This window comes from Stenotrophomonas sp., from assembly GCF_032099025.1.
In the GTDB taxonomy this organism is placed as follows: Bacteria; Pseudomonadota; Gammaproteobacteria; order Xanthomonadales; family Xanthomonadaceae; genus Stenotrophomonas.
Genome location: NZ_DAMCID010000002.1, coordinates 42,962 through 64,523, shown reverse-complemented (window position 1 = coordinate 64,523; position 21,562 = coordinate 42,962). Strand labels below are relative to the sequence as shown.

The 21,562-nt window shown below is 61.1% G+C and carries 14 protein-coding genes, 1 tRNA gene and 1 pseudogene; 11 read left to right on the top strand and 5 right to left on the bottom strand.

Annotated elements, in window-relative coordinates:
* Positions 1–25: 25 nt before the first annotated feature.
* The 3 genes from RT456_RS02525 (at position 26) to RT456_RS02515 (ending at position 2,607) form a co-directional block, all read left to right on the top strand.
* Positions 26–439 (top strand): acyl-CoA thioesterase, encoded by a 414-nt coding sequence (locus RT456_RS02525; protein WP_313342057.1) that lies wholly within the window; start codon positions 26–28, stop codon positions 437–439.
* A gap of 48 nt (positions 440–487) precedes the next feature.
* Entirely contained in the window at positions 488–1,303 is an 816-nt protein-coding gene (locus RT456_RS02520; RefSeq protein ID WP_313342054.1) for an NAD-dependent protein deacetylase, read from the top strand.
* Between the two features lie 197 nt (positions 1,304–1,500).
* Positions 1,501–2,607: an NADH:flavin oxidoreductase/NADH oxidase gene (locus tag RT456_RS02515; RefSeq protein WP_313342051.1), complete on the top strand. Its 1,107-nt coding sequence runs from the start codon at positions 1,501–1,503 to the stop codon at positions 2,605–2,607.
* Between the two features lie 72 nt (positions 2,608–2,679).
* Here RT456_RS02515 and RT456_RS02510 read toward each other — a convergent pair whose 3' ends face one another.
* Positions 2,680–3,606 (bottom strand): LysR substrate-binding domain-containing protein, encoded by a 927-nt coding sequence (locus RT456_RS02510; protein ID WP_313342048.1) that lies wholly within the window; start codon positions 3,604–3,606, stop codon positions 2,680–2,682.
* A 136-nt stretch (positions 3,607–3,742) separates the two neighbouring features.
* Here RT456_RS02510 and RT456_RS02505 point away from each other — a divergent pair, with 136 nt between their 5' ends.
* The 3 genes from RT456_RS02505 (at position 3,743) to purU (ending at position 5,496) form a co-directional block, all read left to right on the top strand.
* Positions 3,743–4,012 (top strand): DUF2798 domain-containing protein, encoded by a 270-nt coding sequence (locus RT456_RS02505; RefSeq protein WP_313342045.1) that lies wholly within the window; start codon positions 3,743–3,745, stop codon positions 4,010–4,012.
* A gap of 147 nt (positions 4,013–4,159) precedes the next feature.
* Entirely contained in the window at positions 4,160–4,588 is a 429-nt protein-coding gene (locus RT456_RS02500) for a hypothetical protein (protein WP_313342043.1), read from the top strand.
* A gap of 56 nt (positions 4,589–4,644) precedes the next feature.
* The gene (gene purU / locus RT456_RS02495; protein WP_313342041.1) at positions 4,645–5,496 is read left to right on the top strand and encodes a formyltetrahydrofolate deformylase; all 852 of its coding nucleotides are present in this window, start codon (positions 4,645–4,647) and stop codon (positions 5,494–5,496) included.
* Positions 5,497–5,835: 339 nt separating this feature from the next.
* On the opposite strand, the gene RT456_RS02490 is transcribed toward purU, so the two are convergent.
* The 3 genes from RT456_RS02490 to RT456_RS02480 form a co-directional block, all read right to left on the bottom strand.
* Entirely contained in the window at positions 5,836–6,159 is a 324-nt protein-coding gene (locus RT456_RS02490) for a SymE family type I addiction module toxin (protein WP_313342038.1), read from the bottom strand.
* Positions 6,160–6,908: 749 nt separating this feature from the next.
* Positions 6,909–7,676 carry a hypothetical protein gene (locus tag RT456_RS02485; RefSeq protein WP_313342036.1) on the bottom strand — a complete coding sequence of 256 codons (768 nt, stop codon included), beginning with the start codon at positions 7,674–7,676 and terminating at the stop codon, positions 6,909–6,911.
* A gap of 257 nt (positions 7,677–7,933) precedes the next feature.
* Entirely contained in the window at positions 7,934–9,088 is a 1,155-nt protein-coding gene (locus RT456_RS02480) for a hypothetical protein (protein ID WP_313342034.1), read from the bottom strand.
* Positions 9,089–9,551: 463 nt separating this feature from the next.
* Between RT456_RS02480 and RT456_RS02475 the strand changes: the two genes are divergently transcribed.
* Both RT456_RS02475 and RT456_RS02470 read left to right on the top strand, forming a co-directional pair.
* Positions 9,552–9,626: transfer RNA gene (locus RT456_RS02475), tRNA-Lys, on the top strand.
* A gap of 88 nt (positions 9,627–9,714) precedes the next feature.
* Positions 9,715–11,964 carry a hypothetical protein gene (locus RT456_RS02470; RefSeq protein ID WP_313342032.1) on the top strand — a complete coding sequence of 750 codons (2,250 nt, stop codon included), beginning with the start codon at positions 9,715–9,717 and terminating at the stop codon, positions 11,962–11,964.
* Between the two features lie 445 nt (positions 11,965–12,409).
* On the opposite strand, the pseudogene RT456_RS02465 reads toward RT456_RS02470, so the two are convergent.
* Positions 12,410–12,829, bottom strand: a pseudogene (locus RT456_RS02465) (isochorismatase family protein); the annotation flags it as partial.
* 305 nt (positions 12,830–13,134) lie between these two features.
* Between RT456_RS02465 and RT456_RS02460 the strand changes: the two are divergent.
* The 3 genes from RT456_RS02460 (at position 13,135) to RT456_RS02450 (ending at position 21,240) form a co-directional block, all read left to right on the top strand.
* Entirely contained in the window at positions 13,135–13,452 is a 318-nt protein-coding gene (locus RT456_RS02460) for a hypothetical protein (protein WP_313342030.1), read from the top strand.
* 1,241 nt (positions 13,453–14,693) lie between these two features.
* On the top strand, positions 14,694–19,655 hold the full coding sequence (locus tag RT456_RS02455) for an AAA domain-containing protein (protein ID WP_313342029.1): 4,962 nt from the start codon (positions 14,694–14,696) through the stop codon (positions 19,653–19,655).
* On the top strand, positions 19,648–21,240 hold the full coding sequence (locus RT456_RS02450; protein WP_313342026.1) for a hypothetical protein: 1,593 nt from the start codon (positions 19,648–19,650) through the stop codon (positions 21,238–21,240). The genes RT456_RS02455 and RT456_RS02450 overlap by 8 nt, the downstream gene beginning before the upstream one ends.
* The last annotated feature ends 322 nt before the right edge of the window (positions 21,241–21,562 follow it).

Sequence of the window (21,562 nt, the reverse complement as noted above, 5' to 3'; positions counted from 1 at the left end):
TCGACCCCCCACACCGGCCACCGCCATGACCGCCACCCCCGACGTCGTCCCGCCCACCGAAGTGCGCATGGCCGAGATCGTTTTCCCCAACCACACCAACCACATGGGCACCCTGTTCGGTGGCCAGGCGCTGGCATGGATGGACAAGGCCGCCTTCCTCGCCGCCGCGCGCTACTCGCGCCGCACCGTGGTGACCGCCCGTTCGGACCAGGTGGATTTCAAGCTGCCCATCAGCATCGGCCAGATGGTGGAAACCGTGGGCCGCATCGTCGAAGTGGGCCGCAGCTCGATGAAGGTGGAAGTGGAACTCATCGCCGAAGACCTGCACACCGGCGAGCGCAAGCTGTGCACCCGCGGCCACTTCGTCATGATCGCGCTGGGTGACGACCACAAACCCACCGCCGTGCCCCCGCTGCCGGCGGACATCGCCGGTCCCTGAACGGCCGGGGACGATTGCGTAGCCCGCAATCGCCCCCATCTTGCTGGCATGTCCACCCCTCTGGCCGACTTCATCGACCGCGCCCGCCGCCTGTTCGTCCTCACCGGCGCCGGCTGCAGCACCGACTCGGGCATTCCCGACTACCGCGATGCCGACGGCCAGTGGAAGCGCACCCCACCGGTGAACTATCAGGATTTCATGGGCGAGGGCGCCACCCGCCAGCGCTACTGGGCGCGCAGCCTGCTCGGCTGGCCCCGCTTCGGCCACGCCCGCCCCAACGCTACCCACGCTGCCCTGGCCGCCCTTGAAGCGCGTGGCCAGGTCGAAGTGCTGCTCACCCAGAACGTGGACTGCCTGCACCAGCGCGCCGGCAGCGTCGGCGTGATCGACCTGCACGGCCGGCTCGACCAGGTGCGCTGCATGGGCTGCGAAACCCGCAGCGGCCGCGAAGACTTCCAGCACGCCCTGCTGGCCGCCAACCCCGGCTGGGACCGCCTGGACGCCGCCATCGCCCCCGATGGCGATGCCGACCTCGACGGCGTGGACTTCAGCCGCTTCAACGTCCCGGCCTGCCCGCAGTGCGGCGGCATCCTCAAGCCGGACGTGGTGTTCTTCGGCGAAAACGTCCCGCGCGACCGCGTCGCCGCCGTGCACGACCACCTTGCCAATGCCGATGCCGTGCTGGTGGTCGGCTCCTCGCTGATGGTCTATTCCGGCTTCCGCTTCGTCCAGGCCGCCGCCAAGGCCGGCCTCCCCGTGGCCGCACTCAATCTGGGCCGCACCCGCGCCGACGACCTGCTCACCCTCAAAGTAGAGCAGTCCTGCGCAGAAGGCCTGTCATTCCTCCTACCAGCCACCGCGTAGAGCACGGCGCTTCGTTTCCCCGGCGCGTGGCGACGCGTTCCTTACAATGGTGGTCGGGTTTCAAATCGCCTGTACGCTGCCCTGGTAGAGCGAGGCACTGCCTCGCTGGCCTCACCGTTCCACACATACGGTTGCCCGCAAACCCGCTTCGCGGTGCAATACCACCCCTGTTTCATCTCCCCCCGAGTCGCCCGCCCGTGAGCCAGCTTTTTTCCCCCGTTTCCTTCGGACCGCTGACGCTGTCCAACCGCATCGTCATCGCCCCGATGTGCCAGTACTCCTGCACCGACGGCCTGGCCAACGATTGGCACCGCCAGCATCTCGGCCAGCTCTCGCAGTCGGGCGCCGGCCTGCTGATCCTCGAAGCCACCGCCGTGCTGCCCGAAGGCCGCATCAGCTACGCCGACCTGGGCCTGTGGAATGACGCCACCGAAGCCGCGCTCACCTCGGTGATCGCCTCGGTGAAGCAGTGGTCGCCCATGCCCGTGGGCGTGCAGCTGGCCCACGCCGGGCGCAAAGCCTCCTCGGCACGCCCGTGGGACGGCGGTGGCCCGCTGCCGCCCACCGACCCCAACGGCTGGACCGCGCTCGCTCCCTCCGCACTGCCGTTCGCGGCCAACGGCCCGGTTCCCGAGGCGCTGGATGAAGCCGGCATCGACGCCGTGGTCGAGGCCTTCGCCGTGGCCGCACGTCGCGCCGAACGCGCCGGCTTGGACCTGATCGAACTGCACGCCGCGCACGGCTACCTGCTGCACCAGTTCCTGTCGCCGCTGAGCAACAAGCGCCAGGACCAGTACGGCGGCTCGCTGGAAAACCGCATGCGCCTGCTGGTGCGCGTGTTCGACGCCGTGCGCGAGGCCGTGTCCGACCGCATCAGCGTGGGCGTGCGCATCTCCGCCAGCGACTGGGTCGATGGCGGCTGGGATATCGAACAGAGCAGCACCCTGGCCCAGATCCTGGACATGCGCGGCTGCCAGTTCCTGCATGTGTCCAGCGGCGGCCTCGACGCACGCCAGAAGATCACCCTGGAGCCGGGCTACCAGGTGCCGTTCGCGGCGGCCATCAAGGCCAAGGTAAAGATGCCGGTGATCGCCGTTGGCCTGATCACCGATCCCTCGCAGGCCGAATCGATCCTGCGCCACAACCACGCCGATGCCGTGGCCCTGGCGCGCGGCATCCTCTACGACCCGCGCTGGCCGTGGCACGCCGCCGCCGCCCTGGGCGACTCACTCGCCCCCGCGCCGCAGTACCTGCGCTGCGAGCCGCGCGAAGCACGCGGCGTGTTCCTCGCACCCACGGCGTAACGTCACCGTCCCACGGCGGGTTGCCGTGGAGACATCGGTAGCGCCCGACCGTTGGTCGGGCGTTGCTGGATGTCACGCAACATCCACCCGCCAAGCAGCCGGCAACCCGTCCACCACGTGCTGCATCAACGCCCGCACCTTTGGCGTCAGATCCCGCCGATCGCTAACGCACAAGAACAACCGCATCGGCTCCGGCGACGTCCGCGCCCCATCGCCCGACGCGAACAACACCTGCAACTCCCCGCGCGCCAACCACGGCGCCGCCACGAACGCCGCCAACCGCGCGATCCCGCCCCCTGCGGCCGCCATCGCCGCAATCGCATCGATGTCATCGGACACCAGCGCCGGCCGCATCTCCGCATCGAAGCGGATCCCATCGCGAATGAACCCCCACGGCAGCAGCCGCCCCTCCACCGGGTAGCGGAACACCAGGCAACGGTGCTCGCGCAGGTCCTCCGGCGTGGCCGGCACGCCCGCCTCCGCCAAGTACGCGGGCGCAGCACACACCTGGAACGGCACCTGCGCGATGGCACGCGCCACCAGTCCTTCCGCCAACTGCGGCTCGATCCGGAAACTCACGTCCACGTCTTCGTGCGCGTGGTCCACGCTGCGGTCGGCCAGCAGCAGCTCGATCGCCAGGCGCGGGTAGCGCGCCTGCAACGCCGGCAGCATCGGCGCCAGCACATGCCGCCCGAACGCCGACGTACTGGCAATCCGCAGCCGGCCGTGCGGCATCGCCTCCGGATCGGTCACCGCGGCCTGCGCCCGCTGCAGGTCGCGCTCGATGTGGCGCACCTCCGCCAGGTAACGCGCGCCGCGCTCGGTCAGCGCCAGCGTGCGCGTGGTGCGGTTGAACAGGCGCACCCCCAGGTGGGTCTCCAGCCGCGCGATGTTCTGTCCCACCGCCGCCGGGCTGATCCCCAGCGTGCGCGCCGCCCCGGCCAGGCTGCCGGCGTCGGCGGTACGGATGAAACTGCGGATTGACTGGAGAATGTTCATGACGGCGCCTATTCTGGCCGGGCATTGCAAAGGTTTACTTTATAAAGAGCCAAGCCGACGCGGTCTACCGCCGTCGAAGGGGCCTGACTATCGTGCCGGTCCCGCAACCGCCGGTTGCCACTGAACTGGACCCCCGATGTCGCAACAACCCGACACCCTCGCCGCACCGCGCTGGAAGCTCGGCGCCCGCACCACGCCGTACGTCTTCGCGTTCTTCATGGCCTCCATCATGGCCATGCTCATGTGCCTGGTGATCACCGCCGCCAACGCCGGCATCCACGCCGACTTCCCCGCGCGCGTCCTGGCCGCCTACCAACTGGCCATGCCCACCGCGTTCTGCTGCGTGCTGGCGGTCCGCCCGCTGGTGATGCGGCTGGTGGCGCTGACGGTGCATCCGGCGCGGTGATGCTGATGAGCACTGCAATGGAAGTGCAGATGATGATTGATTGTCGATATACCGCAATTGCGCGCACAGATCGGAATCGGCGCGCACGTCACTCTCCCGGCGCGGTACATCCGCCGCGCTGGAAGGGAGAGAACCATGCAACCCGCAATGACAGGCGTAGTGTTGATGTTGGCGTTGATGCCAGTACGCGTGGAGGCCTGCACGCCATCATTTACCGAGGACGCGCAGCGCTCGGCGCAGGAGTTGCGTGCCGCGCCGATCAACAGCGCCGCCACGCTGGCCACGTACATCGACGCATTGCCCTACGACTCGCCGCTGCTCGCCCTGAGTGAGCCCTCGCGGAAGCGCTTCATTGAATCGATGACCTTCAACGCCAGCGGCCTGACCGGCTTCTCCTACGCGGATATCGAGGGCGAGCTCAGCGTGAGCCAGGCGCATGCCCTGCTGGAAGTGATCGGTTCGCAACGGGTGCTCGTGCATCTGCACCAGCTGGCGACGCGAACGGACCTTGATCGCTCCATCCGCACCGCCATCGCCAAGCGATGTGCAGGGGAGGCGGCGGGTACATCCCTCTAAAGTTTCAGATGACAGCATCCCTGCAGGGCGCGGTGCCTGTCCTCTACACTTGACCCATGCGCCCTGATTCCATCCTCACCCTCTCATGCCCGGACCGTACCGGGATCGTCTATCGCGTCTCCGGCCTGCTGTTCGAGCAGGGCTGCAACATCCTTGATGCGCAGCAGTTCGGCGACGACGAAAGCGGTCGGTTCTTCCTGCGCGTGCATTTCAACCGCGATCCGGGCCAGCCCATCGAGACCATCCAGCACCGCATGGCCGGGCTGGCAGAAGACTTCCAGATGGACTGGCAGCTGCATGACGCCCGCCGCCGCGCCCGCCTGCTGGTGTTGGTGAGCAAGCAGGGCCACTGCCTGAACGACCTGCTGTTCCGCGCCCACAGCCGCCAGCTGCACGTGGATATCGCCGCCGTCGCCTCCAATCATGAAGACTTCGCCGCGCTGGCGGGATCCTACGGCATCCCGTTCCACCATCTGCCGGTAAATGCCGACAACCGTGCCGTGCAGGAGCAGCAGATCATCGACCTGGTCGAACGCGAGCAGATCGACCTGGTGGTGCTGGCGCGCTACATGCAGATCCTCTCGCCGCGCCTGTGCGAGGCACTCGCTGGCCGCGCCATCAACATCCACCACAGCTTCCTGCCCAGCTTCAAGGGCGCGCAGCCGTACCACCAGGCGCACGCACGCGGCGTCAAGATCATCGGCGCCACCGCGCACTACGTCACCTCCGACCTGGACGAAGGCCCGATCATCGAACAGGACGTGGCGCGCGTGGATCACGCGATGACGCCGCGTGATCTGGTGCGGTTGGGCAGTGACACCGAATCGCAGGTGCTCGCCCGCGCGGTGCGCCGGCATGTGGAGCATCGCATCATCCTCAACGGGCACCGGACTGTGGTGTTCCGATAGCTGATTCCGTCAGCGGGATTGGCCATGCCAACACGCGCCAGCGCCGGCCGGCCGGCGCGTCATGGTTCCTACTGGTCAGCCGTTGCTATTCCTTCACACTCCCGCTCCAGCGCGGAGTAGGATGGCGCCATCTGGATGTATACGGAGCTTTGGGCGAAGGCCTAGAGTGTTCAGATGCCGCCACCGGTTACAGGCCTTGGCCGTTTGACGGGAGTGATCCCTAAGGGCATCCGCGAAACCCCCGCAAGGGGGTTTGTTTTTTCAGGCGCTGCGATGGGTGCTCAGGGCGTAGAAGCAGCAGCCGGGCGGAGCCCGGCTCTACCCGGATTCCGTCACTTCCTACTGTTCCGAATGCTCCTTGCGCGAGCGCTGCTTCTTCGGCTCGTGCTTGCGATAGCGGTAGGGCAACGGCACAGGCGCTTCATCGAGCTTCAACGTGACGCGCCCGGGTGTGACCTCTACAAACACACGATGGCCCGTCTTGAACCCCAGCCGCTCCAACCACACCCCACAGAGCGATAACTGGGGAATGGCCAGGCCCGGCGGCAGAATGTTGCCGGCAGGGTGCCGAAGGGCCAAAATGCGTAAGCTCTTGGGCTGATACCAGCCGATCCCAACCTGCTGACTGGGATCGTTGCATGAATCCATCTTTGAACTGCGCATGCGTCTACTCCATCGGAAGTACTCCCTCGTCGGCGACGAGGGAGTCGGGAGGTTGATATCCGCTAGACCGACGGCGTGACTTATTTCCCAGGGGGTGTTGTATTCGCCACCCTCCCGACGCAGAACTTCGCACTTTCATTGGTCTAACGAGGGGATATCAAGCCCCGAATCCAGACGATGCACAGCTGCTCTAATGAAGAGAAGTTGATGCTTAGCCAGCATAACGGCATGTTCCATTCATCGGGCAAATGGCATGACGCAAGTAAGCCGTAACGCGGGTGACAGCGAGTCTTCGCTGGAACGAACGTCGCAGAATCAAGGGCAGGCCACTGCGCACTGCGAATCTACTCATTGACCGACGCGCGACAAAGAAAAGTCGCAACCAACCCCTGATGCGCTGACATTGCTGAGAAGAGCAGGCGCAACCCGTAACGCCGGCCGCTGGCCGGCACGTAGCGGCAGGACGCTTGCGAACTATTGCCCAACGCCACCAACAGCGGCAGCAACGCCAGTTTGTAGCCCCCAACGAGCGTTACGCCGATCAGCCGCTGCCCGCGCACACGACGCCTGCTATTGCTTTGCCGATGAATCATCGTGCCGCCGCAAGGATGTCTCTACCTGCGCCGCCATCTTTACACCATCAACTGTCACCGAGCCGGAGCATTGTCCGGGAAGGCTCGCGCCGACTCGCAACAAAAACGGCAGAGCCGAATGTCGCGCACTTCAAACGCTTCTGCAAATATTCATCACTACTCACCTTGAGTGGGTGTGGGGCGAAGTCCTTGGCTAAGAAACTCGTTGAAGCCTGGACGAGCGTCCAGTCCTGTGGGCGACTGCAGAGGGGCGTTCATACTCCGCGACAACATCTCTTGCATGAGATCCGATTGAAGGCGCTGCGTACCGTTGAGCTGATTGGACACCAGGTAGCGCTGTTCGAACCCGGACTGGTCACCGGCGCGAGCCTGCAAACCGTAGTAGGCACTCGCCATGGCCGGATCGCGGAAGCCTTTCACTGCCATGTAAATATCGCCGGCGGTCTTCAGTGCGTAGACAGATCCTTCGTTGGCCGATTTGCTCAATATCGTAAGAACATCTTCGCGCGAGCCGCCCGAGGTAGCCAGCTTGTACGCGTAAATCGCGGCCGCGGGTTGATTGCCTCGCCCGGCAAGGGATTCCAGTTCCTGCATGGAGAGGCGTCGGAGATGATCTTCAACATCCGGACCTGGAAATCCCCGGGACTCCAACCATGCAGCGTCAGCTTCGCTTGCTGCGATGCCTGGCTTCGACGCATCCCACCGATATCCCAACTCCGACCTGGTGAAGGCCTGCGGCGAGGTTTGAGCAAAAGTCACTACAGACGAGTGTGATGTGACTTGAGAAGGCTGCTCACTCAAGCTCTGCCGGCTTGGTGAGCTCTCTCTGTCTTGAGCGGGCTCTTGATGCACGAAAGAATACAGTGCGAATGAAACGCCGGCTGCCAATGCTACGACGACGAAGACTTTAGTTCCTCGACCCATAGCCACGCCTCCGATCATGATTCATCTATTGTTTGCATGTTTTGGATTGTTCGTCAAAGGACCGGTAGCCCACCTGTTTTTGCGTCTTGGCAGGTCCACTTTTACCTTGGATCCAACCGGTCGATGCAACCCGCTTACGACCGCACGTTAGACCAATCTGTCGCTGCGCGTATGTCTATCGCTGCGCGTATGGCACAGGTCTACGCGAGAATGCGGGCGGACACCCCTAGGAGGGTGCCGCCCGTGACCGAACTTGATCAGGTCAGTTTGTAACGCTCTTCGATTGCCGCGAGCAGCTGAGCAGCCTCTTCGTTGGCGCGGCAACTGTCGTCGGTGGAGAGCGGCGCCAATACGATTCCGTCGTCGCCCCCGACATAGGCTGGCCCACCGACATCGTCGTCATACGCAGTACCGTCCTCGTTGATCGCTTCATGCCGGTCGCGGCTCAGGTCCCCACCCAGCATCCGCGATAGGTGCATCCAGACCCAAGCGCGGAACGGGGTCTCGCCCCGGCGTTCGATGAGCTCGCGCATGGCCGATACATCACCCTCGCGTGCGAGCACGGTCAGCCATTGGTAGGCCAGCTCGGATAGACCATTCGTATCGGCCAAGTCAGCCATGTCGTACGGCTCCATTTCATCCGACGGCTCAAGCTCGAGCGCTCCAGGATCGCGGTAGCGTTCCGCGGTGATCAGCATCGCGCGCCTATCCCCGCCGCGTGCCGCGGCAAGGAGATGGTACCGATGCTTGGCCACCACCTGAACGAACCTTTCTGCGTCTGCGGCGACCTCCGCGAAGCCCACTGGCTGGGTCGACCACTGACCGCGGCGGCGCAGTTCTCGACCGAAGCGGCGGTCATCCTCGGCTGACAGATCCCCATAGGGCTCGAGCACGTACGCGGTAGCAAGATGCGCAGCGGCCATGCCGCGCGCCGCAGCCGCCTCCAATCCCTCGAGCAGCAAGGGGAGCTCGCGGAGCAGCGCATCTACCCCTTGCTGAATGCGGCTGACTAGTTCAGTGGAAACCCACTCGGCAACGAGATGCGACCCCGCCTCATCAGTTTCCGCCCACTCGTCTTCTTCGCTGGCGAGCGCGGCAATCAGCTCCTCAAAGCGCACAGGCCCGTAGCCAGATACGCCGAGGAAGTTGACCACGCCTTCGGCTGTGCGCTCTGCCTCCTCGGCCGACATCCCAAAGTGCAGACAGCGCTGGATCACCCTATCCCTATCCGGCATCAGGCCAGTATCGCGCCAGGCAACATCGCACCACGCGGCCTGGTGATGGAAAGCGGCATGGGTGGCAAAGCCGGCGGCAGCCGCCAGCAGCTCATGGATCTGGCTGCGGGTAAGCGACGCGAAGCCCTGAGTCCGAAGGCACGCATGGGCATGAAACGCATACTGCTTGATGGTCATGACTCGTCCTCTACGGCCAGGCAGATCCGGGTCAGGCGCACACGTTTAACTCCCCGGCAGCTGGCCTGAAGAAGAGTCGATCAGGGATACGGCCTGTTTTTGCTCGTGTGCAAGCAAGGCGGGCGCCGCGGCCAGTGTATGCGGTCTGCTACCGTGACTCCACGCGCGGGCGAAAACTGTACGCGTCGGATCGCTGGGTAACCGTTGAGCTGTGCCTGGCCCCTTGACCGGGCCGAGTGGCGAGGCTCGATTCTCGCCGAGAGCGGCAAGGTAGCCCTGTGACCTGGCTACGGTAAGGGACGGGCAATTCATCGATTGTGTCTACCCGCATGCGACCCTCCAAGGCTCCCGCGAGTTGGAAGTGGATGAAGGGGCTTGCCGGGATTCGTCATTCGCGACCATGATTGGTCAAGAAGGCGGCGTATTGCGCTTGCGCCCGCACCGTGCGAAATTCCGCCTGTACTCCGGAGTAGTTCAGTGGCAGAACCCTCGGCTCTTAACCGGGAGGGCGCTGGTTCGACTCCAGCCTCCGGACCCATCTCTTCGCGATATCGACATCACGGATGACTTCAGATCGAAGTGACGGGCCCACTAGCGCCCTGGGCTTTGCTTACGCGCAGTTCCAGTTGGCCAAAGCGCTGGTCAGCAGCGAGCATCACATGGACCCGGAAGTGCGGGCCCGTGCCGAGGCGCGGTCTGAGCGATGGCGGCGGATACTCGAGCATTTTCGGGGTGGAACCGCGCAGTATGGCTCGCGCACTCCGTTCGAGGAGGTGCCTGCTTGGGCGACGCTGGAGGTCGCGACCGGCGGTTTCGCCACGGGAGGCCTGCTCGCCGGTGGTGAGCTGACCGACTACGAACGTGAGCTTTCACAAGGGGCGACAGGGGTTCGGGCCGATCAGACGCGGTTGGATCTGAATCTCTGGCATTTGACCGATGATGGCCTGAGCCACCTCCAGCAACTTCTCGCGGACGGTCGCTACCGAATCGACGTGCCTGAGGAGGCGGCCCTGCCGATGGTGGCGTGGCTTGTCAGTCAGGGGCAGATCGAACAATCGCAGGCGATCATCGAAGCGATTGCGCCCTTCTTTGACAGGCTGAGGTTCTTTCCGGCGCATACTGATGACGCCTCGCCTTTGACTGCGGAGGTAAGCGCCTTCACCGCTGGCGATGTTCGCAAGCGCCTATCCGGGCTCAAGGGGCAACGCCGGCTGGCGGAGCAGAAGCGCGCGATCAGCATCCGCCTGCCGCTTTACGACGCCACGATCTCGCTGTTCCTTGCCACCTACGTGGACGGATGGCCGTGCCGGCTATACCCGGAAGGCTGGCACGTATCAGCCAAGGCCCTGCTGACGCAGATCGACAGCGCAAAGGTCAGATTCCGCGGTGAGATCAACAGCAGGAATGACCGGGCGAGCGAGTTGCTCCGGCTCCTCGCAACCTGCTGCGACGATTCAGGCAACCTGACTGGGCGCCAGGTCGGGCGCATTCGCAGAATTGTCGACGATTTCGTTACTGCACATGGCAGACCCGAGTCGCCGCAGCACGTCGCCTTCAGACAGCGGCAACAGCGCGACGTTTCCTCAGCGGCGCACCACCTCATCGGGCACGCCGTTGCCGCGCGACTGGAGGGGTATCCAGAATCCGAGGGCATCGGTGACTTCTCTACGTTGACCTACTCAGTTACTGAGAGCGAGGCCGCCGAGTATTCAATAGAACCGGGAGAGGCGTTGCCCGACAGGATTCGCGAGCGTCTGGAGCGTTGCCGCCGCGGCACCATTGCAGAACTGGTCGATGTTGGCATCGTAACCTCCGGCGACACGATCGCCCGCCTGCTTCCAGCACTGACCGCTGAGATTCGAAGCAACCAGCTGGCGGATCCCATGCTGCGCCGCTTGTACGCCTCAACGTATCGCGCCTTCCGCAGACGGCGCTCGCTGCTGCTGCTCAATCTCCAAAGCCAAGTGCGTCTGAAGGAGCTGCCTTGGATCGCTGCCGTGGACGGCAATCGTGAACCAGACGCGGCCAGCGCGGAAAGTGCACGCTTGGCGCTGACTGAATCGGCGCGGGTGGCAATTGAGGCGTTTCCCCATGCCATCACCCCCAACAAGCTGGTGAGCGAGTTCCGCGCCCTTGCCGAAGGAGCCAAGCTGAAACTTCCGTTCGTGGATGAGATCGCAGCCGATATCTTCATGGGGGAGTTCACCAGCACGTTCATTGCGGCTTCCCGAAGCGCGGCACGTGTTGTAGCTGGAACGCTCTACGCCAACTATTACGACATTGACACCGATGCGTTGGCGGCACTGCCGGACAAGCGGAAAGCGAGAGCAAGGTATGCCCTGTGGCGCCGGTCCACTGATGGTTCGGACGCACTTTCGAAATTGGCTGTTGAACGTGCAGACGTGAGCTCGGCTGGCTCGTCCACCGCGATGAACGGCGCCATCCTCGAACAGTCACAGATCCTGACCACGCACAATCTTGCAGTGCTGTTCGACGGTGCAGGGCTCCGCACGCTGTTGGACGCTTCACTGGATGCGATGGCAATACGTTGCTTTCAGTGGATCTGCAAACGCCAGCAGATGCGTATCCCGCACTGGCATGGCCGTCTGATCATGCTCAAGAACACCGCGTATGCCTGGAGACAGATGATCTTCTTCCTTTCGATGCTCGGCGATGCCCGCAGGCATGCTGCGATCGCGCGAATTGAAGCCCATTTCCGGGAGCAGCCCGAAACCTTCAGGCTGCGATTCGCGCCCGCCATGACGGGGCTACGGCAGGCCGAAGCCGGCCGACGCTTGCCTCAACACGCGCCCGGCGTGGATGGGGCGCGCGTCTTCAAGGGGTGGACAACGGCAAGGCACTGGCTGTTGCCCTGAGCTTCCCAAACAAATTGGTAATAGCGGCGCGAACGAATTCGGACATTGGCCGGCGGAGAAATGGCGTGAAACAGTACCATCGAATGATGCGACGCCGGAATGCGACTCAGCACACCGACGCCGAGCGCAGTGACCTATTTCAGGTGCTGACGTCGGCTCCGGGCGCATCGAACGTGGAGATCGTAGAGGTGCACCTAAAGGGTGGATATCGGACTACGTTTGATTTGGAGCCGGAGTCAATCGACGCGTTCATTTCATACCTGGAAGAGAAGGACTGGATGTCTGTGTGGTAGGTCCCCTCTTGGCCGGAAAAGAGCCTTCTCTGCCGACCATTCAACCGCGGGTGTAAGAGGGTTAGAACGATGACGGCAGTCACGAACAACGGTCGTGACCTACCGGCGGAAGCAACGTCGGGCATTCTGCAGCGTACCCGTCCTGTGGGACAGATCACCGCAACCTTGGCCTTCGCCAACTGCTCACGCACCATCCCATCATTGGACTCAGTCACCGGCCGCGTCAGCTCCCAATGGAACTTCACCCGGAACCCAGCCTTCACGGCATCCTGCGCACTCCACAACACGCAGTAATCCCGCGCCAGCCCGCACACATGCACCTCGCGGATGCCGCGCTCATGCAGCCAGCCGGCCAGCCCTGTAGCCGGTCGGGTGCCATCAGGGCCGTGGTTCTCGCGGAAGGCGCTGTACGAGTCCACCTCGCGGCGGGTGCCCTTGCGCAGGATCAGGTCGGCTACGGTCCAGTCCACGCCCGGGTACAATGCGGCACCGGCGGTGCCCTGCACGCAGTGGTCCGGCCACAGCGTCTGTGGCTGCGAATGCAGCAGGATCGCCTCGAACGGCAGCTGGCCCGCGATGCTCTCAGTCCCTTTGGCGGCCCGTCCGGCCGACGTGGGGTCACACTTGGATCTCATCCAAAATGCCATCTGAGCAGTAGATGTCTGCTTCTGGCGGAAGGCCAACACTCGGAAACTCTGCCACCTTGATCATCGGAGTTGAAGAGGTGCCCCGTGATTGTGTGTTGAGCTTGGCTCGAAGCAGGCTCTGATCCAGATGTCTGCCACTTACGCTACTGTTGGGAAATGAATCATGGATTTTTGAATCTGCCAGGCGCCTTGCTGTCGCGAAGCTCAACCAGATTCATCCATCCGGGTCCTTGCCCGAGTGGGTTGATCGAGCTGTCACCATCGGCGGCGCCAGGTCTGCTGGCGGCGAATGGAGGGTTGATTTCATCTTCTTCGAGAAGGAACCGTTGGAAGATGGTGAGCAATGGAGCCTGATCAATGGTAGTCGTGTACTACTCCGCCTCAATGCAGCGACAGGCAATGAAATGGTGGTTCTGACCCGGGGCAGTAAGACTGAGCCTCTGGTGGTGTTCAGTGTGCTGGTGGATCCAAGCACAGCTGAGGTCAGCGTTCTGCGTGATTGCGAGTTCGCTGAAATGAATGCTGATGACTACGAGGTCATTGTCTGACGTGCTGCGGGACGCCGCAGTTCTGCGCCTACTGCGAGAACACCGGGCACTACAGTCCATCGAAACGGTTGGTTCGCAATCTGCCGCACGACAGCTTTCGGTTCCCTGCCGCTTGGAACGTTGCACCTTAGATAGGACGCCAGGTTCCACAACATGATCGATCAATCGCAAGCGCTGCCATGTCTCGTGGAAGCATGCCCAACATTTCAGGATGCTTGGGAACGACACCTAGTCGAATGGGGACAAGATCTCCCGTACATTGCAGCCGGCGAACTGGCCCACCACCTGCTCGAACGATATCGAGTCGGGGATTCATCCTCATTCCCAGGACTGGCATTGGCTATTGAGCAATTGATAACTGAGGGCTCGCCTTGGGTGCAGGAATCTGCCGTCATCGGCGTATTGGAGGCAGTTCAGAACGTGTGGGGATGGGGGGACACCAACCCTGACATGTTTGCAATTCATCTGGGCCCTCAGGGTCTGTTGGAGTGGACTCGACTCAACGAATTTTGGTCCGGTCGCGCCATTTCTGAGAGTGGAGCGGCGTCCAACGCAGGCCGATGACCGCTTCTGGCTGGAAGCGGACGCACTGTCAACCAGCTCTCAATGATGATGCTAGTGCTCACCTGCCGCCCCCCCATAGGACGCATCAGAGTCCTGAGGTTTGAACAAATCGCAGGCACAGAGCTTGGAATCGATGGCCAGGTTGTACAGTGACAGGTCACAGACCTTACCGCGCAGCTGCAGCCAGACCCGGATTGCCCAGATGTCCCCGAGTTTGAGAGGTGCCTTCTGGGCGAGCAGGATTCCCTTGTTCCAAGGTTGACGGGGCTGATGCATGAAGGCTTGCCATTACCATCTCCTATTCGAAGGTGGATCGGCAATGGTTCTCTCCTAAGTGGCAGTAGGGCGTGATGCGACCCGAAGCGGACTTAAACGCGGAGCGCATCGAACGCCAAACGGAATGCAGGCGATGACTGTCTACGGCCGGTGTAGTACAAGTGGTATCCAGGAAACGGCGGACACCAACGCGCTAGCACTCGCACCAGTTCGCCTGATTAGATATGATGCGCGAACTCGACTTCGGGCAGGAAGGTGCTTCTTAGGCCATCCAGCGCGGCCGCGATGAAAAGGAAGTTGGTGCAGCGATGTCCTACCAGATCGCGCGGCGTCTTCGGTCGCGCATCATTACTTGATGGCCGCCTCTGGACGAGGCTTGTCGTATGAACGAGGGGGGGCTCATGGACATAAAGATTCTTGGGGGCAACGGACTGCACGCTAGCGAAGTTCGAGCGGTCAAGAGGATGCAGGAGTCGTTGAGGCAAAGCTGGTTTGGTTACGCCAGTCTGCTCGTTGTTGATGACGAGGGGTCCATGGACGTTGACACGATGATCGTCACGCATGACCGTCTATTGCTTGTGGAGCTCAAGGAATGGACCGGAAAGCTTGAAAGCAGTGACAGCCGCTGGTACCTCAACGGTTACTCCAAAGGGAAGAGTCCCTATGAGATCAAGCGTGTCCACGCGATTCGAATTGGCAAGCTGCTAGGAAGGGAACTTCAACACAAGCTCGGCTATGTCCCCAGGGTCGAGGCCCACGTCGTAATGTGCGGGACTGCTGGTCCAGAGAATCTCTCTACAACTGAACGTCGCTTCGTTCACACGCTTGATGAGTTTCTCAAAATTGCTGGGGCCAACGACTACGCAAGGCTTGCTTCTGAGGCGCCGCAAAATTACACGGACCTGTTTGATCGCCGAGGGAAGCCGCGACCAAATAGCGCGACTTGTCGGCCGATCTTCGAACAGCTCTTCGCCGGAAGCCGAGTCAGGCCGAAGGAATTTTCCCATCACAGCTACACGGCCGAGCCAACCCCTTGGTTTCGGCACAAGCTCGGCTTGTTCGCGGAGTTCAAAGGCCATCATCAGGAAATTGCCAATGATCTGGCGCTGATGAGGCGTTGGAACATGTCGTCGCTCGGCGTCGGCAACGCGACGCAAGAACAATGGGCAAAAGTCGCCCTTCGCGAAAATCGAGTGTTCGCGCTCGCAAAATCCCATGAGCGAGGACTGGAAGAATATCTGCTACGCCCGCTCCTTCCGCTCAGCACGAGTGACGTTTCTGACGACTTTACAGAGCTTTACGAGCTCAGGAGAACCTTTAGCCGCCTAGATGAGCACCTAAGCAAATTAGGTCCGGCTCATGATCCCAAATCCCGCTTGGATCTGGTCAGAGCTCTCTTAGCGCCATTTTCAGAATTGCACGCTCTAGGTGTTGCGCATCGTGATGTCGACCTTCATAACTTATGGCACGCGTCTGATCAGCGAAGCGTGGTCGTCTCTGGCCTCGCAGCGGCTTTTTTCCCAGAGCGCGGAACGGTTAGCGAGGTACGAGACCTTCTGCAGGGTTCGCATGTCCGGTTGCCGGAAGAGGCGATGGGCGTAGACGGGGAGATCTACGACGCCTTTAGGCAAGATGTATTCATGCTGGCCGCCGCTGCGTATCGAATTCTGTTCCCTGAGTCAGACCTTCCGCGCGACGAGCAAGGAATCTGGCAATGGGTCCCCCCAAAACAAGATCCATATGGCGGCGCCTTGAGCGATTGGCTTCAGCGCGCCCTCTCCTGGGGGCCGGCCGATCGCTTTGAAAATGCTGCCGCGATGTTGGCGGCTCTCAACGAGTGCTTTAAGCCGGCGGCGGCGAGCAAAGATGAGGAAATCAATACCTGGAACGAGATATCGGATGGCGAGTTCATAAAGCGGGGATGGGGCCAGTTTCAGATCTATCAGTACTTCCCACCAAGCCACGGCGAGAACCCTGGATCGGGACAAGTGCTCAAGTACAGATCCGCGGTTCACGACGAGCCCGTACTGGTCAAGCTTTGGTTGCAGGTTGCCCCGAACGCCGGCACGCACGGACTGAATCGGCGTGTCGCGGCATTCCGATCAAGGGCCGAGAAAGTCAGGTCACGTGAAACCGCGACCCCGCACCTTGTCGACTTCGGCTTGCTGGAGTCCGGAGGCCTCCTTGTTGTAACAAAAATTGAGCCAGGTAAGGAGTGGCAGGAGGCTACCGCCGGGGCGGACATACCATCGCGCAGGCGTGTCGCTGCGGCCCTGATCCAAGCAGTTTCGGCACTGCACGACCAGCAGCTGAGCCACGGGGACATCCACCCAGGAAACCTGCTGGTGCAATCTTCCGAGCCGCCAGAGGCAGGCTCCGAAAGGGTCCTTCTGCTCGACTTTCTCGACTTTGGGGAGAGGACGCAACCCTTCAATGTCGAATATGGCCCATCAAATCCGGCATCAACCGACGGCTTCGGTCGCGATCGCTTTGCGGTCTACAAGCTCGTGGAAGAACTCCTAGTCGAAGAATCCGACGAACAATTCAGACAGGAGCTAGAGGTCGGTCGCAGCCAGCCGCAAGGCGTTCCCGTATCGCTATCTCCGCTGCAGGCCGAGGTTCGACGGCTCATCGAGCGAGCATCGGAATCGCCCGATGCGGCGGCACCCATCATTGTTCCTTGGAACCGACTTCAGTTCGCAGGCTCGGAATTCGCGCTCGAGTCCGATGGCGGCGGCTACCACTTCAATTGCAAATGGGATAAACGCAACGATGCCTTGCTTGACTGCTACGTAACGGGACTTAATGGAGCAATCACGTTTGTGATTGACCCCGAGCAACGTCAACTTCGGGATGTCCGATTGGCAACCCCAATATCGCTCAGTGAGCTTGTGTCAGCCAGCAGCAGGTCCTCCGCAAGCATCGAACGCCCCATCGAGCTTCTCAAGTCGAATGAACGCGGGCCAGGGATTCAAGATCTGCTCGACCTGGTTCTGGGGTTGGATCCGGTGCTCTCGCTGCTTGAATCGAAATTCTCCCCCCCGAGCTCGGAAGCGACGGAGAGACAGGAGGACTCAGGCATCCGTATCGAAGAGATTTGGCGAGCTCTGATGAACACGGAAGAGGCGAGCATCCTCGAAGTCGAAGTAACCGGTGCCATCCAAGAGAACGCTGTGGGCCAAATGCGGCTTCCATACCGTACGGCGAACGGTGCCGCGATGGATTTTGGCTCGGATGATCGCGTTTTCGTTAGTTTGAAGGGCGACGGTAACAATTTTGCAGTCCTGGACATACTCCAAACGAGTCAAGATGAGCTCGTGATCGATGTCACCAGAATGGACGCCCGAAAACGTGTCATAACGGGGGCGATACTAAGGCTCGAATCCTTGCAGAGCAAAGCCTCGCGAGACCGAAAATCCAAAGCAATGGAGCGAGTGCTAGAGCACGCCTCGGCAATTCCCGATCTCCTAAAGTACTTTGACCCCATTGCTAAGCCATCGATCTATCCGATGGCCCCTCGACCCAGTGCCGAGCGAATCAGACAGCTGTACGATGATGAAGAGACAAGCCTCAATGAGCGGCAAGTCGAGGCTTTTCAACAACTAATTGAGCACGGGCCCGTTGGCGTTCTTCAGGGGCCACCAGGCACCGGAAAGACCACCTTCGTTGGGGCGTTCATTCACTACCTCTTTAGCGAGGTCGGCGTTAGAAATGTCCTGCTGGTCGGGCAGTCTCACACGGCTGTTGATGCAGTTGCCACGAAGGCTCGAGCGATGTGCCAGAGGCACGCTCTTCCGCTCAGCGTAGTTCGAATGGGACAGGAGCGCATGCTCGCCACACCAATGTTGGATGCCCACTCGCGGGCGATCCAGCGTCAAATGCGACATTCATTTCATCGCGAGTACGAGCATCGTATCGCGGTTTTTTCAGAGCGTCTTGGGATACCGACGCAGCTTTCGGCCGAGTTGGCCTCTCTGCACCGAACGCTAGATGGGCTCGTCTCGTCAATTGCTAGGTACAAAGCCGAGTTGAACTTAGCAAAGTCGGGGACAGCAAGCGGTGACATTCGCGAACGTGTTCCTGAGCTGCAATCTCGGCTCGACGAAGTCCGAGATCTCACATCGAGAATTGTTCGAAATCGATTCCCAGCAGAGGCCGCGTCTCTCCTAGAGTCCGAGGATCTATGGGAGAGCACCATCACGTTGGTTGCCTCTGCCCACGGCATCAATAACCCAGCAGCTCTCTCCCGGCTAAAGATGTTGCTTTCACTCAGCCAGGAATGGCTTTCGGTCCTACACGCAGGCCAGGCCAACTACGACCAATTCCTGGTGCAGACGAGGCAGCTGGTCTGCGGCACTCTGGTTGGCATGGGACAGAAGCAACTCGGCGTAGCCGATGTCGATTTCGATTGGGTGATTGTCGATGAAGCTGCTCGCGCGCAAGCGAGCGAGCTAATGATCCCACTTCAGTCTGGACGCAGGATCTTGTTGGTGGGTGACCACAGGCAGTTGCCGCCGGTCTACGAACCATCTCACCTTCGCGCGGCTTCCAAGTCTCTGAGAGTCTCGCCGGACTCACTTAGACAGACCGACTTCGAGCGCGCATTCCGTGTTACCCGCGGAGTTGCCCTCAATACGCAATATCGAATGGTCGAGCCAATTAGCGACCTGGTTTCCGATTGCTTCTATAAAGATGACGGCGTGCAGCTGAGGACCGGCCGCGGCCAGTCACAAGCTTGGTGCGAGCACCTTGCCTTTCCTTGGAAGTCTCCTGTCACTTGGATCGATAGTGGAGCTGGGCCAGACTCAACCGGCGACAGCGACCCGAGTAAGCGAGGAAAATACGTAAATCCTCACGAAGCCCGCCTAGTGCTTCGGCTCCTTCAGCGCCTCGCCGCCCCAGACAAGGCGGAGGTGCTCAAGAATATCCAGTCCTCACACCATCCAATTGGCGTGATCACGATGTATAGCGCGCAGAAGGCACTGCTTGAAAAGGAACTCAGCAAGGCCGAGTGGGCTGCCTCGATTCGTAGCCTGATTAGAATCGATACGGTCGATAGCTATCAGGGGCAAGAAAATCCGTTCATCATCTTGAGTCTTGTTCGAGACAACGTCAGCGAGGCACAGGGCTTCATGTGGGAGCCGTCGCGAATCAATGTTTCGCTTTCCCGAGCGCAAGAACGCCTTGCTATCGTAGGTGCAGCACGCATGTGGCGAAAGCAAAATAAACTACATCCGTTGGGGCGCGTGCTTCACTTCATCGAGGAGAAGGCGGCACTGCGGCATCCGGGATATGCGATCGTGACGGAGTTGCCCGAATTCGACTTCCAACAGGCCGTCGCTGAGGAGGCCCAAAATGCTTGACGAAGAGCTTGATGTCGGCGAGCTGGAAGGGCGGGGCAAGCGGCGACTGGCAAATGTCATTTCCGTACTGCTGCCGGCGAGGGAGTACCGGCTGGAGTGTTCGTGGACCACCGAAAGGCCGCTTCCGGCTATTGAGGAATTCGCTTGCAGATTGATCGTCATGATGGAGAGCGCTAGCCCTGGCGAGCTTCAAGCGTACTTTGGACTGTCTAAGCTGGAGACAGATGGCTTGGTTGGCAGCCTTACAAGAAATAGGCTGGTTGACGTTGCGGACGACGGGGTGCTTCACCCTTCGGCGATCCTCCGCGCGAAGCAGATCATTGCAGGAGAGGTTCCGACGTTTACAACCTTCGAAACCCGAGAGGAAGACGCAGTATTTGACCTACTGGCCCTTCAGCTCGTCCCGCGGCGCGGCTACAGCAATTCGAGGTTTGGTCTGCCCGAGGTCCCAATGCCGGACATAGCGAAGTCGGTCGCTCCCGACCGCGTAGCTGAGGCATTCAGCGAGCAGTCTCGAGCGTTCTTGGAATTCTCGTGGGGCCGCACGAAGGAAAGCTTCAAGACTCGCCTGTACAAGGTGGCCCGCTGCCGACCCATGCGCACCCTGCAGGTGCCGGTGGACATGGAGATTTCGCTGGATGTGGGCGCCACAGGCGACTTGAACGTACACCGAGACGCTGTGGAACGCTTAGGAGACAACCGTAAGCGGCCACTTTCGATCGAGCTTGAGTCGAAGGTGGCGGACTACCTCGCAAGCGAGAGCCTTCCCAAGGCCGGCGCAACCTTCTCAGACTTTTGCGCTTTGGTTGACGACGAGGTTCTCGCTCGATATGTGCGAGAAGGCGAATTCGACATTTCTAAGTGGCTAAGGGACCGAGATGCGAACAAGACTGGCTATGGGTCACAACTGACCAGGGGCATCCTGGGGCCGATTTACCTCGCTGGAAATCGAACGACGCTCATCAATATGTTGCGGCCGGAAGACCCCGAGGAGGAGAGGTCCAGCATCGCGCACTGGTTGCCTGCGGACGTCCCATTCTGGGCAGCGAACAGCACTGAACTGGTCGAATTTGTCGCAAAATTCCAAAAGGCCCTTGATCGAAGAGATGGAGGTCGACTGGTCGCGTGTTTTAAGGGTGAGGGCGCTTCGGAGGAGCGTTGGCTTAAGCGGACATTTCACTCTAGGTTGCCTCACGCAGTGATGTTCTCCGGTGGAATCCGATTGGATAGATTCGAATTGCTCGTGGTACCCGAGCGCCTGGCAGTTGCGCAATACCACGTTCAACCGAGCAAGGTGAGTGCAGTGACGCTTCCGATTGGTTACGCAACCACGGACCCAGATCGAGTGGACAGAATCACTAGGCTATTCGCTCAGCGGCTCGCACCGACGAGTAGCACTTCTATTTCTTGGTCGGCCGATTCGCAGCAGGTTCAAAGCCTGATCGATTTCAAAGCACTAGGTATTGGTGAGGCGGCCCGACCGAAACCCTCGGGCGCGGCTAGGACGACCGACGCAACCCCCGCAGCATCGGCTGAGAAGCCGCGCGCAAAAATAATCGTCAAGCGACCAAAGTTTAGCTCTTGACGAGCGACCACTCGCCTCTTGATTTCAACCAGCGTTTTCGTGACAGATAGTGAGTCATACGTGAGTTAAGCGGCCAACATGATGAGACGTCCCAGGTAACCGTTGGCGAGTCCTCTAACCCGCCCCCACTGGTCCGCAATCTGGTTAGAAACGCCACTGACCGATCGCCGTCTCGCTGATATCCGCTTATGGCCGGAAGCGGACCTTATCTGCGGGCCGTACAGCCGTGGGTGTCAGCAGGGCAGAACGATGACGGCAGCCACGACCAACGGTCGTGACCCACCGGCGGAAGCAACGTCGCGCATTCTGCGGCGTGCCCGTC

Bases quoted from the DNA above. Each gene is read 5' to 3' on its own strand.
- RT456_RS02525 (WP_313342057.1), top strand. From the start codon at position 26: ATGACCGCCACCCCCGACGTCGTCCCGCCCACCGAAGTGCGCATGGCC.
- RT456_RS02520 (WP_313342054.1), top strand. From the start codon at position 488: ATGTCCACCCCTCTGGCCGACTTCATCGACCGCGCCCGCCGCCTGTTC.
- RT456_RS02510 (WP_313342048.1), bottom strand. From the start codon at position 3,606: ATGAACATTCTCCAGTCAATCCGCAGTTTCATCCGTACCGCCGACGCC.
- RT456_RS02505 (WP_313342045.1), top strand. From the start codon at position 3,743: ATGTCGCAACAACCCGACACCCTCGCCGCACCGCGCTGGAAGCTCGGC.
- RT456_RS02500 (WP_313342043.1), top strand. From the start codon at position 4,160: ATGACAGGCGTAGTGTTGATGTTGGCGTTGATGCCAGTACGCGTGGAG.
- purU (WP_313342041.1), top strand. From the start codon at position 4,645: ATGCGCCCTGATTCCATCCTCACCCTCTCATGCCCGGACCGTACCGGG.
- RT456_RS02490 (WP_313342038.1), bottom strand. From the start codon at position 6,159: ATGCGCAGTTCAAAGATGGATTCATGCAACGATCCCAGTCAGCAGGTT.
- RT456_RS02485 (WP_313342036.1), bottom strand. From the start codon at position 7,676: ATGGGTCGAGGAACTAAAGTCTTCGTCGTCGTAGCATTGGCAGCCGGC.
- RT456_RS02480 (WP_313342034.1), bottom strand. From the start codon at position 9,088: ATGACCATCAAGCAGTATGCGTTTCATGCCCATGCGTGCCTTCGGACT.
- RT456_RS02455 (WP_313342029.1), top strand. From the start codon at position 14,694: ATGGACATAAAGATTCTTGGGGGCAACGGACTGCACGCTAGCGAAGTT.
- RT456_RS02450 (WP_313342026.1), top strand. From the start codon at position 19,648: ATGCTTGACGAAGAGCTTGATGTCGGCGAGCTGGAAGGGCGGGGCAAG.